Below are 13271 nucleotides of genomic sequence, written 5' to 3'. Positions count from 1 at the left end.
GGCGCTACCTCCCGCCCGGCCGGCGCAGCCAGCGCCGCAGCACGTCGCCCGGCGCCTGCTCTATCGCGGCGAAGGTAACCGGCAGGTCGTTCTGACGCGACTGCGCCGTTACCGTGTCGAAGTGCGCCTCGCGGTTGCGGCGGTAGCCGTCGCGCAGGTCGGAGCCGAAGCGGAACACGCCCTCGTCCTGTTCCGGGTCGCGGTAGGCTTGCGTGTCGGGGAAGCTGGCGTCGATCTCGGCCTGGGTCTGCAGGCCCAGCACGCGCACGTCGTGGCGCATCTGGCGCAGGCGCATCAGGGCTTGCGACAGCGGCGATGGCCAGTCCAGCAGATCGCTGGCGGCGTAGACCGCGCTCGGCGAGACGGCGAAATGCAGGCTGGCCTTGAGCGCCTCGGCACTCGGCAATGCGCCACGCGCCTCGGCCCGGCCCAGCTGCGCCAGCACGCGCTGCAGCTGGCGCGGCCCGCGCGACGCCGGCGTGAACGAGACCTTGCCGTCGTTCAGGATCACCAGGCCGAAGGCGTCGCCCTGGCGCTGCGCGATCGCGGCCACGCAACCGAGCTGGGTGCGTGCGTACGACAGCTTGTCGAGACCGTCGATGCTGCGGCTCGGTTCCGCCATCGAAGCGCTGGCGTCCAGGATCAGCCACACCGCGACGTGGCTGTCGCGCTCCGCTTCGCGCACGAAATAGCGGTCGGCGCGCGCGGCCAGCTTCCAGTCGACCCGGCGCCACTCGTCGCCCGGCGCGTAGGCGCGGTACTCGGAGAACTCGACGCCCGCACCGCGTTCGCGGCCAGCGTGGATGCCGTGGCCCAGCCCGGCCAGTACATGGCGGATCACCAGATCGAGCTTGGTCGTGTGCGCGATCAGCGCCGAACTTGCAGACATCGCCAATTAAGGAACCTTGATCTCGTTGCGCAGCGATTGCAGCACGTCGGCGATCGCGATGCCGTCCGCTTCGGCTTCGAAGTTGCGTAGCACGCGGTGGGCCAGCACCGGCATCAGCATGGCCTGGATGTCGTCGCGGGTCACCGCCAGGCGGCCCTGCATCAACGCGCGCGCCTTGGATGCCAGCACCAGCGCCTGGCCGGCACGCGGGCCGGCGCCCCAGCCGATATGTTTCTTCACCGCGTCCACCGTGGTCTCGGACGGGCGGGTAGCGCGCACCAGACGGGTTGCGTAGCGCACCAAGTGGTCGCCGATCTCGATGTCGCGCACCAGCTGCTGCAGGCGCAGCAGGGTCTCGACGTCCATCGCCGGCTCGGCATCCTGCAGGCCGGCGTGCGTGGTACGCGAGACCATCAGCACTTCTTCATCCTCGGTCGGATACACCACGTCGATGCGCAGCAGGAAGCGGTCGAGCTGCGCTTCCGGCAGCGGATAAGTGCCGGCCTGCTCGATCGGGTTCTGGGTGGCCAGCACGAAGAACGGGCGTGGCAGCTTATGCGTGTGGCCGGCGAAGGTGACCGAGCGTTCCTGCATCGCTTCCAGCAGCGCCGACTGAGTCTTTGGCGGGGCGCGGTTGATCTCGTCGGCCAGCAGCACTTGCGTGAACACGGGGCCTTGCTGGAAGCGGAACACGCGCTGGTGCGTGGACTGGTCTTCTTCCAGGATCTCGGTGCCGACAATATCCGACGGCATCAGGTCGGGCGTGAACTGCACGCGGCGGAACTGCATGTCGGTAGCCTGCGCCAGCGACTTCACCAGGAGTGTCTTGCCCAGGCCCGGCACGCCTTCGACCAGCGCGTGGCCGCCCGCCAGCAGGCAGGTCACCAGCAGTTCGACCACATCTTCCTGGCCGATGATGACGCGCGCCATGCTGGCGCGCAGCGCGCCTACCTTTGCCGTCAGGGCGGCGATTTCCTGTTCATCCCACGCGATTGCTGTTTCTGACACTGGTTATGCTCCCAACGCATATTGAATGATGTTCACCGCGAACCGGGTATTGTCGACCGCCAGGAAGCGCTTGTTGCGGAAGTCGTAATCCCATTCGCAGCCATAGTCCTTGTTCGAGTACAGCACGCGGATGCGGCCGCCGATCTCGATCGCCTTCAGGTATTCGTGCACCAGGTCGTCGCCCCAGCCGTTCAGTTCCATCGAGGTGGTCGGCGGACCGTCCTCGAACTTGAAGAAGCACGAATACAGCGGATGCTTGTTCGGTATTTTCTTGAGCGCGTGCAGGCCGAAGATCTTCATCATCTCGGCCTCGAACGACTTGGCGAACAGGCCGTCGACATCGTGGTTGCAATCGTCCACGAACACGAAGCCGCCGCCGCGCACGTACTTCTCGAAATTGCGCCGCTCCGCCGGGGTGAACTGCACCAGCTTGTGGCCGGCCAGGTAGCAGAACGGCGCCTGCAGCATCTTCGGGTCGGACAGGGCCACCATACGTTCCGTGGTATCGACCCGCAGCGTGGTGTACTCCACCAGGGAGTTCAATACGTTGCTGGGCATGCGGATATCCACGTCCCAGTCGCCCGACTCGTACATCAGGCGCGTGAAGTAGAAATCGTAGTTGGCCATGCAGTCCCTTTATTTACTTGCCTTACACCGCGTCCGACAGCGAGGTGAAGTTGAAGTCGCGCACCTTCATCGGCGGCAGCACCATCTGGTACGGCACTTCGTCGCCGCCGATCACCTGCGGTTTACCCAGTTCGTCGATGTTGTTCAGGATCGTGACCGGGCTCTCGTTGAAGCGGAAGTTCTTGAGCGGGTACTTGATCTTGCCGTTCTCGACGTAGAAGGTGCCGTCGCGGGTCAGGCCAGTAATCAAGAGCGACTGCGGATCGACCATGCGGATGTACCAGGTGCGGGTGACCACGATGCCCTTCTTGGTGCCTGCGATCAGCTCTTCGAGCGACTTGGTGCCGCCCGCCATGATCATGTTGCCGTGGCCTGCAGTGGCCTGCTTGCCGGTCTTCTGCGCCCAGTACGGCGAGTACTCGAGCGATGCGATGCGGCCATCCTTGATCAGATCCGTCTTGCGGCGCGCCAGCATGGTTTCGCTGTCCCATGGCGACACCGGCACGTCCGGATTCCACGGGTCGGCCCAGATATTCACCTGGCTGTCGAATAGCTTGTCGCCCAGGCGGTTGCCGCCGCCCGGCTTGGCCAGGAAGCTGCGGCCTTCATCGGCCGAGCGTGCGCTGAACGAGGCGAACATATTGCCGAGGATTTCCGAGGTTGCCGCCGGCTCCAGGATCACCGTGTAGCGGCCCGGCTCCAGCGCGCGCGCGTCGACCGAGCGCAGCGCCTTTTCGATCGCCACTTCGGTCGCTTCGCGCGCATCGAAGCGCGCGGTGTCGACCGCCGAGCGGGTGACCCAGCCCGAACCGCGGCCGTCTTCGGTGCGCGCGGTCAGGGTGTACGACAGGTCGGTGAATTCCTGGTGACCGAACACGCCCTTCGAGTTGGCGACCGTCGAGAAGCGGGTGCTATCGGTGAAGAAGCCGGCGGTGACCAGCTTGTTCTTGCGCGCCAGCTCGATGCTGGTCGCCGCCACCTGCGCGCGGAATTCCGGATCGATGTCGGCGGTGCTCTTCACGAAGGTGCTGGTAGCGCGGTATTCCTGTTTGCCGAAGGCCGGCACGAACTCGGGATTCTCCGGCGCCAGGCGCGCCAGTTCCTCGGCGCGGCGAACCGCGCGTTCGAGCGACTTGTCGTCGAATTCGTTGATGACGGCGGTGCCGGTGCGCTTGCCGAAAGCGACGCGCACCATCAGCTGCATGTTTTCGGTGAGACCGGCAGTCGAGACGCTGTTGCGCGCGAAGCGCACGTTGCCGGCGCGGCTGCCTTCGATCACCACGCTGCATTCGTCGGCTTTGGACAGGCCGATGACGCGGTCGGTGATCCGTTTTGCTTGTTCCTGGTTCAGGGCTTTCATCGCTTGTCTCCTCAGCCGATCTTGCGCGCGGTGTTGATCACGTTGATGCCATTGAAGCGCGTGGTGCTCGAACCGTGCGACACGGCGCTGACCTGGCTTGGCTGGCCTTTGCCGTCGAAGAACGAGCCGCCCATGCGCCAATCGCGCTCGTCGCAGATCGCCGAGCAGGCATTCCAGAATTCCTGGGTGTTCGACTGGTAGGCCACGTCTTCCAGCGGTCCCGTGATCTTGCCGTTCTTGATCTCGTAGAACAGCGTGCCGCCGAACTGGAAGTTGTAGCGCTGCTGGTCGATCGAGTACGAACCGCGGCCCAGGATGTAGATGCCCTTCTTGACGTCCTTGATCATCTCATCTGGTGTGAGCCTTCCTTTGCCCGGTTCGAGCGAGACGTTCGGCATGCGCTGAAACTGCACCGTGCTCCAGCTGTCGGCGTACGAGCAGCCGTGCGATTCCTTCTCGCCGATGATGTGGGCCTGGTCGCGCGTGGCCTGGTAGTTGACCAGCACGCCGTTACGGATGATGTCCCACTTCTTGGCAGCCACGCCTTCGTCGTCGTAGCCGATCAGGCCGAGCGAACCCGGGGTGGTGCGGTCGGCGACGAAGTTGACGCGGTCGGCGCCGTACTTGAATTTCTTGGTCTGCCACTTGTCCAGGCCTGCGAAGCTGGTGCCGGCGTAGTTGGCCTCGTAGCCCAGCACGCGATCGAGCTCCGTCGGGTGGCCGACGTTTTCGTGGATGGTCAGGAACAGGTGATCCGGCGAGAGCACCAGGTCGTACTTGCCCGGTTCGACCGACTTGGCGGTCAGCTTTTCGCGCGCCTGCTTGCCGGCCAGGCGTGCGTCTTCGACGATGTCGTAGGACCTGGTGTACAGCGTGGTGACGCCGCCGGCGGCGCGGATCTTGTCTTCTGCGCGCGCGTCGAAGTATTCATAGCCCATCGACACCGGCGCACCGAGGCCGCCACGCGAGCGGAACTTGCCGCTGGCCTTGTCGATGGCGGTGGCGTTGATCGGGGCCCACAGGCGGTGGATGTCCTGGTCGATGTACGAGCCGTCGGTGGAGGCGAAGTATTTTTGCTGGTTGATCTGGAACAGCGATGCAGTCATGAAATTCGCGCCCGCATCCATGCCGGCCTTGTTGGCGGCGATCAGCATCTCGGCCTTTTCCTTGATAGGGACCGTGCGCCAGTCTTTCTTGAACGGGGTGGCCCAGGCCACTTCACCGACGCCCTTCACCGGCGCCAGGCGCACCGGTTCGGTCTGCAGCTTGGCGTTGGCCTTGGCGATGGCGACTGCCTGGCGCGCGGCGGCGGCGACGCCGTCCGCGGTCATGCTGTTGGTCGAAGCGAAGCCGTAGGCGCCGCTGGCGATCACGCGCACACCGACGCCCGACGATTCGGTGTTGTTGATGCTCTCAACGTTCAGGTCGCGCGTGATGATGAACTGGTTCAGGTAGCGGCCGATGCGCACGTCGCAGTAGGAAGCGCCGGCTTGCGTGGCCGCGTTCATCGCGGTGTCGGCCAGGGCCTTCTTGGCGGCGACCGCCATCGGGTTGAGCAACTCGTCGGCGGCGATGGCGTTGCCGAAGACGGGGATCAGCATGGCGCCAGCAGTGCCGGCGCCGATTTGCAGGAATTTACGACGTTCCATGTGTGTTATCCGTTTGCGTGTGCCCCTGTGTGGACAGAGGCCCGTCATCCCCGCGCAGGCGGGGACCCAAGTTTGCATGCGCTGCCACTGCTCTACGAACTTGGGTCCCCGCCTGCGCGGGGATGACGGTCTTGAGGGCGCGGACCGGTTTTAAGAGCGCGAGCCGTTTAGAGGGTGCAGGTTAGCAGAGACAGCGCAAAAGCCGCGCTCATTTACACCGGTACTTACACCAATACTGACGGTACTTACACCGCGTCCGACAGCGACGTGAAGTTGAAGTCCCGCACCTTCATCGCCGGAATCAGCATCGAATAGCGCGCCTCATCCCCGCCGATCACGACCGGCTTGCCGATCTCCTCGATGTTGTTCAACATCGAAATCGGGCTCTCGTTGAAGCGGAAATTCTTGATCGGGTGTTTGATTTTGCCGTTCTCGACGTAGAAGGTGCCGTCGCGCGTCAGGCCGGTCAGCGCCACCGATTGCGGATCGACCATGCGGATGTACCAGGTGCGGGTCACCAGCACGCCCTTCTTGGTGTTGGCGATCAGCTCCTCGGTGGTCTTGTTGGTGCCCGCCATGATGATGTTGCCGGCGGTTCCGATGGCGCGCTGGCCCTTCTTCTTGGCCCAGAACTGCGAGTAGTCGAGCGCATTGATGCGGCCGTCCTTGACCAGCGCCACGCGCTCGCGCGGCAGCATCTTGTCGTCCCACGGCAGCACCGGCACTTCCTTGTCCCACGGGTCGGTCCAGATGTTCACTTGGCTGTCGAACAGCTTGTCGCCCAGGCGGTTCTTGCCGCCTTGCTTGGACAGGAAGCTGCGGCCCTCGTCGGTATTGCGCGCGTCGAAGCCGTTCATCATGAACACCAAAAGGTCGGAGGTCGCCGCCGGCTCCATGATCACGGTGTAGCGGCCCGGCTCCAGCGCCTTGGCCTCGACCGAGCGCATAGCCTTTTCGATCGCCACTTCGGCCGCTTCGCGCGGATCGAAACGGGCGACGTCGCGCGCCGAGCGCTTGGCCCAGCCCGAGCCGCGGCCGTCTTCGGTACGGATGGTCAGCGTGAAGTCGAGCGAAGTCGCGCTCTGGTGGCCGAACAGGCCGTTCGAGTTGGCGACCGTCTCGAACAGGGTGCGGTCGGTCAGGAAGCCGGCCGAGACCAGGCCCTTCTTGCGGCAGGCCTCGATCGCGTAGGCGGCGGCTTGCGCGCGGTATTCCGGGTCGATGTCGGCGGTGGCCTGCACATAGGTGTCGGACGGCTTGAACGCAGTCTTGCCCAGCGCCGGCATGAACTCGGGATTTTCCGGCGCCAGGCGCGCCAGGTCTTCGGCGCGGCGCACCGCGCGCTCGAGCGACTTGTCGTCGAATTCGTTGATGGTGGTGGTGCCCTGCTTGTTGCCGTAGGCGACCTGGATCTGGATGCGGGTGTCGTCGGCCAGGCCGGCGGTGGAGACCGCGTTGCGCGCGAAGCGGATGTTGCCGATGCGGTTGCCTTCGATGTTGACGATGCACTCGTCGGCCTTGGTCAGCGACAGCACGCGGTCGCAGATCTTCTTGGTTTGGTCCTGGGTCAGGATGGTCATTGTGCGGTCCCTGCTTAGCCGATCTTGCGAGCGGTGTTGATCACATTGATGCCGTTGAAGCGCGCGGTCGACGAACCGTGCGAGACGATGCTGATCTGCGGCGGCTGTCCTTTGCCGTCGAAGAACGAGCCGCCCATGCGCCAGTCGCGCTCATCGCAGATCGCCGAGCAGGCGTTCCAGAATTCCTGGGTGTTGGCCTGGTAGGCCACGTCTTCCAGCATCTCGCCGATCTTGCCGTCCTTGATCTCGTAGAACAGCTGGCCGCCGAACTGGAAGTTGTAGCGCTGCTGGTCGATCGAGAACGAGCCGTCGCCGACGATGTAGATGCCCTTCTTGATGCCCTTGACCATTTCGTCCGGGGTCAGCTTGGCCTTGCCCGCCGCCAGCGACACGTTCGGCATGCGCTGGAACTGCACCGTGCTCCAGCTGTCGGCGTACGAGCAGCCGTGCGACTCTTTCTCGCCGATGATGTGGGCCTGGTCGCGCGTGGCCTGGTAGTTGACCAGGATGCCGTCCTTGATGATGTCCCAGCGCTTGGCCGGCACGCCTTCGTCGTCGTAGGCCACGGCGCCGAGCGAACCCTTGGTGGTCTTGTCGGCGAACAGGTTGACGATCGGGGCGCCGTACTTGAAGTTCTTCGACTTCCACTTGTCGAGCGTGGCGAAGCTGGTGCCGGCGTAGTTGGCCTCGTAGCCCAGCACGCGATCGAGTTCGGTCGGGTGGCCGACGTTCTCGTGGATCGTCAGCCACAGGTGTTCGGGCGAGAGCATCAGGTCGTACTTGCCCGGCTGGACCGACTTGGCGGTCAGCTTGCGGCGCGCGTCGCGGCCGGCGGCGCGCGCATCCTCGACGATGTCGTAGCTCTCGGTGTACAGGGTGGCGACGCCGCCGGCGGCCTTGATCTTGTGCTCCGGCCTGGCGTCGAAGTATTCATAGCCCTTGCCGACCGGGTTGCCCAGGCCCGCGCGCGAGCGGAACTTGCCGCTGGCCTTGTCGACCGCGGTGGCCGAGAACGGGGCCCACAGGCGGTGAATGTCCTGGTCGATATAGGAGCCGTCGGTGGAAGCGAAGTACTTCTGCTGGTTCACCTGGAACAGGCGCGATTGCATGAAGCTGGCGCCGTTGTCGAGACCCGCCTTGTTCGCCGCCAGCAGCATGTCGGCCTTGTCCTTGATGGCCACCGTACGCCAGTCCTTGGTGTACGGCGTGCGCCACGATACCTCGCCCACGCCCTTGACTGGTGCAAGCTGCACCGGTTCGGTCTGCAGGCGCACGTTGGCCTTGGCGATCGCCACCGCCTGGCGCGCCGCGTTGGCGATGCCGTCGTTCGACATGTCCGAGGTCGCGGCGAAGCCGTAGGCGCCGTTGCAGATCACGCGCACGCCGACGCCGACCGATTCGGTATTCGAGACGCTTTCGACGTTCAGGTCGCGGGTGGTGATGAACTGGTTGAGGTAGCGGCCGATGCGCACGTCGCAGTAGCTGGCGCCGGCCTTGGTGGCGGCATTCAGTGCGACGTCGGCCAGGGCTTTCTTGGCTGCGACAGGCATGGTGGTCAGCAGCTCTTCGGCCGCGATCGCGCGGCCTACCGGCAAGAGCAGGCTGCCGAGCGCCATGCTGCTGTAGTTGAGAAAGGTACGGCGTTCCATAGGATCTCCTGAGTAACCTACTTCCGGGCAGCGGTTCCGCGTACAGCACGGCGCCGCTCTTGTATGTACGGCTTTTCTGTTTTGGTTTCGTCACGTGCAGCGCATATGACAAACCTCACAAACATAGCAGTAACTAAAGATTTTGGATAGGCAATCTTTATGCCAGCGCAATATGTGGATGCGGTTTTTATGACACGCCCACTTTCATATCCGCGCAGCGCCGATCGATATTCGGAGAACGCTTGACGAGCAGCCTTGCCTGTTCGATCATCGTCGCGGCGACGCCGGCGCCTTCGCCCGGGCGCGCCCCTATCACGGAGACTTTCACACGATGAAACGACTGATCCTGGCCGCCATGCTGGCGACCGGCCTGACCGCCGGCGCCAGCGCCGCATACGCCGACGACGCCCTGAAAGCCGCCATCGCCGGCGAGCACCGCAGCGCCGCCAACAAGGCACGCGACACCTACCGCCACCCGTACGAGACCCTGACCTTCTTCGGCATCACGCCGACCATGACGGTGGTCGAACTGGCACCGGGCGGCGGCTGGTACACCGAGATCCTGGCGCCCTACCTTCGCGACAAGGGCAAGCTGATTGGCGGCGCGCCATCGGCCGAATCGCGCGGCGGCAAGGCCTTCCGCGACCGTCTGGCCGGCGACGCCGCGCTGTACGGCAAGGTAACGCCGGCCGTGTTCGAGCCGCCGAGCCGCTTTGAACTGGGCGCGCCGAACAGCGCCGACATGGTGGTCACCTTTCGCAACCTGCACAACTGGCTGGGCAACGGCGGCGACAACGCCATCCTCACCACCTTCAAGGAAGTGCACAAGGTGCTGAAACCGGGCGGCGTGCTGGGCGTGGTCGAGCACCGCCTGCCGGCCAGGATGAAGCAGGATGAGAAGGCGTCGAGCGGCTACATGCACGAAGCCTACGTGATCCGCCTGGCCGAACAGGCGGGCTTCAAACTGGCTGCCAAGTCCGAGATCAACGCCAATCCGAAGGACACGGCCGACCACGAAAAAGGCGTGTGGACGCTGCCGCCGGTGCTGGCCAACAAGGACAAGGACCGCGAGAAGTACATGGCGATCGGCGAGAGCGACCGCATGACGCTCAAGTTCGTGAAGCAGTAAGGTCGTACTGCCACGCGGGAGCGGCTGCGGCCATCCCGCGTGGATATCCGCGCATTTTCTTTTTTGGCGCACATGTATATTCTTCCGGTTGAGTATCCGATCGAGCAACCGAAGGAAAACATGAACCAGCTCCGCCTCACCGCCCTCGCTGCGGCTTTCTTTGTCTCCAGCTTCGCGCATGCCCAGGATGGCGTGACGGCTTATCCGCAAGGAGTGCCTGCGCCGGCCACCGTGCCTGCGCCAGCACCCGCCGTGGCGCCTGCTCCCGCACGGCCCGCCGTCCCGGCCCCTGCCCTGCCCGCGGTCGAGAACTCGGTGGTGAAAATCTTCGCCACCATCCGTCGCCCCGATCCCTATAAACCGTGGACCAAGGCCTCGCCGGCCGACGTTACCGGTTCCGGCGTCATCATCGAGGGCAAGCGCATCCTGACCAATGCCCACGTAGTCGGCTACGCTAGCCAGGTCGAGGTGCAGGCCAGCCAGTCGGGCGACAAGGTGCCGGCGCGCGTGATCGCCATCGCGCGCGGCCTGGATCTGGCGGTGCTGGAACTGGATGACGCGTCGTTCTTCGACAAGCGCCCGCCGGTGCCGCGCGCGGCGGTGCTGCCGGACGTGCGCCAGCAGGTGTTCGCGTATGGCTATCCGGTCGGCGGCAATTCGCTCTCGACCACCACCGGCATCGTCTCGCGCGTGGAGTTCGTCAACTACGGCGCCTTCAGCTCGGGCCTGCGCATCCAGATCGACGCGCCGATCAATCCGGGCAACAGCGGCGGACCGGTGGTGGCGGGCGAGCGCATGATCGGCCTGGCGTTCTCGGGCCTGGTCAACGCGCAGAACATCGGCTACGTGATCCCGAACGAGGAGATCGAACTGTTCCTGCGCGACGTGGCCGATGGCCGCTACGACGGCAAGCCGCTGATGCACGACAGCGTACAAACGCTTGAAAATCCTGCCTTGCGCCAGTTCCTCAAGCTGGATAAATCGGTGGAGGGCTCGGTGGTGCACAAGCCGTACCGCACGGACGCGGCGTGGCCGCTGAAGGAATGGGACGTGATCACGCACATCGGCGAGTACCCGGTCGACAACCAGGGCATGGTCAAATTGGGATCGAACCTGCGGGTGCGCTTCCAGTACCGTATCCAGCAGGTGGCGAAGAACGGCACCATCCCGCTGACAGTGGTCCGCGACGGCAAGCCGATCAAGGTTGCGCTGCCGGCAATCGGGGCACGGCCGCTGCTAATCCCGGACCTGAACGGCACGTATCCGTCGTATTTCATCTATGGGCCGCTGGTGTTCTCGCGCGCGACGACCGAGTTCACCAGCTTCGTCAGCGGCAGCGTGCAGGGGATGAACCTGTATGCGTTCAATGCGTCGCCGCTGGTGACGCGGCGCGGCGATTCGCCGAGCAGCGAACGCGAAGAGCTGGTGGTGATCAGTGCGCCGTTCTTCCCGCATCGGCTGGTGAGCGGGTACAGCAACCGCTTCGGGTCGGTGGTGGAGTCGGTGAACGGCAAGCCGGTGCGCAGCCTGCAGCATCTGGTGGAGACCCTGCGCGATCTGAAGGACGAGCAGCTGGTGCTGCGTTTCGATCAGCGTTATGGCGAGACCATGGTGTTGCCGAGGAAGGCGGTGCTGGACGCGACTGAGGCGATCCTGTCGGATAACGGGATCAGGATGCAGGGGTCGGACGATATGATGAAGGTGTGGGGCGGCAAATAAACGTCGCGCCCTCGAAAAAAAATGGCGCAGATTTCTGCGCCATTTTTCATTACTTCGCCTTCTTTACCGGCGTGAACAACAGATCCTGGAAGTCGTAGCTGAAATCCGTCTCGGTCGATATCGGCTTCATGCGCAGCCGCTCGATCGAGCCATCGTGATCGAGCGAGAACGTCGCATACGCATCGGCATTGAAATTACGCTCCTTCCAGCGCACGATGAAGGTATCGTGCTGGAAGTGCTCCATCTCCCCGGTCAGATCCGGCGTGCGTGAGAACGACATGGTCAGCTTGTTGCCGACCTGCTTGACGGTCGCCTTGCCGTACCACGCGTCCTCGTACTCGCCCACGTAGTCGGCCAGCGCCAGCGACGGCTTGGAGGCCTTGGCGCGGGTTGCGGTTTCCTTCTTCAGGCGCGCGGCTTCCTTTTGCTGCATCTCGCGATCGACATCGGCGATGCGGCCGATCCAGTCGGTCGGCGCCACGCCCAGGTACTGGTCGAGCAGGCGGTATTGCAGCGCGTTGAGCGAGGGGCCGCTTTCGGCGTTGGTGAAGATCGCGATACCGAGCTTCGCTTCCGGCACCAGCATCACGCGCGAGTAGAAACCCTGCAGCGCGCCGCCGTGCATCGCCACCAGCTTGCCCTGGTAGTCGCGCAGCTGGAAGCCCAGGCCGTAGGCGTAGAAGTTAGGCTTGGTGGCGGACAGCGGAGGACGCGGCTGGTTGATCGCCATCGGCGTCTGCGCGGTCCACATCTCGCGCGCCTGTTTGTCGGACCACAGGCGCACTTCCTTGCCGCTGGCATCCTTGCCCACGCGGCCACCGTCAAGCAGCACGTTCATCCAGCGCGCGATGTCCTCGGCGCTGGTGTTGATGCCGACCGCACCGACCGCGTTCGCCACCGGCATCGGCTTCACGACGGCCGCCTTGCCGTTGATCTTGCTGTGCGGCGCCGACACGTTCATGCCGGCCGTGTGCGCATCGAGGCTGGTGGTGGTGCCCGTCATGCCAACCGGATCCAGGATCCACTCGCGCATGGTCTGGCCCCATGGCTTGCCCGATTTCTGGGCGATGATCTTGCCGGCCACGATGTACAGCAGGTTGTCGTAGGCGTAGCTGCTACGGAAACTGGTCGCCGGCTTGATGTAGCGGAGATTGTGGATGATCTCGTCGCTGGTGAAGGTGGTGGTCGGCCACCACATCAGGTCACCGGCGCCCAGACCCAGACCGCTACGGTGCGTGAGCAGGTCGCGCACCGTCATCTCGGCCGTCACGTAGGCGTCGTACATGCGGAAGTCCGGCAGGTGCTTGATCACCGGGTCGTCCCAATTGAGCTTGCCCTGGTCGACCAGCATCGCCAGGCCGGCGGCGGTAAAGGCCTTGGAGTTGGACGCGATCTCGAAGATGGTCTTGCCGTCGACCGGCGTCGGGTCGCCCAGCTTGCGTACGCCGAAGCCCTGCGTGACCACGACCTTGCCGTCCTTGACCACCGCGATCGCGATGCCCGGCACGTCGAAGGTCTTCAGGACGCGGTTGACGTCCGCTTCCAGGTTATACGCAGGCGCGGTGGCTGTTACGGCGCTGTCCTGCGCCACTGCGGCGCCGATCGACGAAAAGCCGATCAGCAGCGCGGCGGCGATCTTGTTCAATGTCTGCATGCGTGAT

10 protein-coding genes are annotated in these 13271 nt (G+C 64.4%); 2 read left to right on the top strand and 8 right to left on the bottom strand.

The features are described from left to right. Positions 1–4: 4 nt before the first annotated feature. From RTQ83_RS13735 to RTQ83_RS13705, 7 genes are all read right to left on the bottom strand, one after another. Positions 5–889, bottom strand: coding sequence for a DUF58 domain-containing protein (locus RTQ83_RS13735; RefSeq protein WP_312515484.1), 885 nt, complete (start codon positions 887–889; stop codon positions 5–7). Between the two features lie 6 nt (positions 890–895). After that, positions 896–1819: an AAA family ATPase gene (locus RTQ83_RS13730; RefSeq protein ID WP_409456113.1), complete on the bottom strand. Its 924-nt coding sequence runs from the start codon at positions 1817–1819 to the stop codon at positions 896–898. A gap of 81 nt (positions 1820–1900) precedes the next feature. Beyond that, complete coding sequence (locus RTQ83_RS13725) at positions 1901–2524, bottom strand: DUF4159 domain-containing protein (protein WP_312515478.1); 624 nt, start codon at positions 2522–2524, stop codon at positions 1901–1903. A gap of 22 nt (positions 2525–2546) precedes the next feature. Continuing rightward, positions 2547–3884, bottom strand: a complete 1338-nt coding sequence (locus tag RTQ83_RS13720) for a TldD/PmbA family protein (protein WP_312515475.1) — start codon at positions 3882–3884, stop codon at positions 2547–2549. Between the two features lie 11 nt (positions 3885–3895). Beyond that, positions 3896–5533, bottom strand: coding sequence for a TldD/PmbA family protein (locus RTQ83_RS13715; RefSeq protein ID WP_312515472.1), 1638 nt, complete (start codon positions 5531–5533; stop codon positions 3896–3898). Positions 5534–5778: 245 nt separating this feature from the next. Beyond that, positions 5779–7113, bottom strand: a complete 1335-nt coding sequence (locus RTQ83_RS13710) for a TldD/PmbA family protein (RefSeq protein WP_312515469.1) — start codon at positions 7111–7113, stop codon at positions 5779–5781. Between the two features lie 14 nt (positions 7114–7127). After that, positions 7128–8762, bottom strand: a complete 1635-nt coding sequence (locus RTQ83_RS13705; protein WP_312515466.1) for a TldD/PmbA family protein — start codon at positions 8760–8762, stop codon at positions 7128–7130. A gap of 331 nt (positions 8763–9093) precedes the next feature. Here RTQ83_RS13705 and RTQ83_RS13700 point away from each other — a divergent pair, with 331 nt between their 5' ends. Both RTQ83_RS13700 and RTQ83_RS13695 read left to right on the top strand, forming a co-directional pair. Continuing rightward, a complete protein-coding gene (locus tag RTQ83_RS13700; RefSeq protein WP_312515463.1) occupies positions 9094–9891 on the top strand; it encodes a methyltransferase in 798 nt (265 codons plus the stop codon). Positions 9892–10011: 120 nt separating this feature from the next. Continuing rightward, the gene (locus tag RTQ83_RS13695) at positions 10012–11610 is read left to right on the top strand and encodes a trypsin-like peptidase domain-containing protein (protein WP_312515461.1); all 1599 of its coding nucleotides are present in this window, start codon (positions 10012–10014) and stop codon (positions 11608–11610) included. A 49-nt stretch (positions 11611–11659) separates the two neighbouring features. Here the strand turns inward: RTQ83_RS13695 and RTQ83_RS13690 are convergent, their stop codons facing one another. Then, on the bottom strand, positions 11660–13264 hold the full coding sequence (locus RTQ83_RS13690; RefSeq protein ID WP_312515458.1) for a serine hydrolase: 1605 nt from the start codon (positions 13262–13264) through the stop codon (positions 11660–11662). Between the last annotated feature and the right edge of the window lie 7 nt (positions 13265–13271).

This window comes from Massilia sp. (genome assembly GCF_031995545.1).
Lineage (GTDB): Bacteria > Pseudomonadota > Gammaproteobacteria > Burkholderiales > Burkholderiaceae_D > Telluria.
Note: the sequence above shows the minus strand (reverse complement) of the source record. Positions and strands in the feature narration are given on the sequence as shown.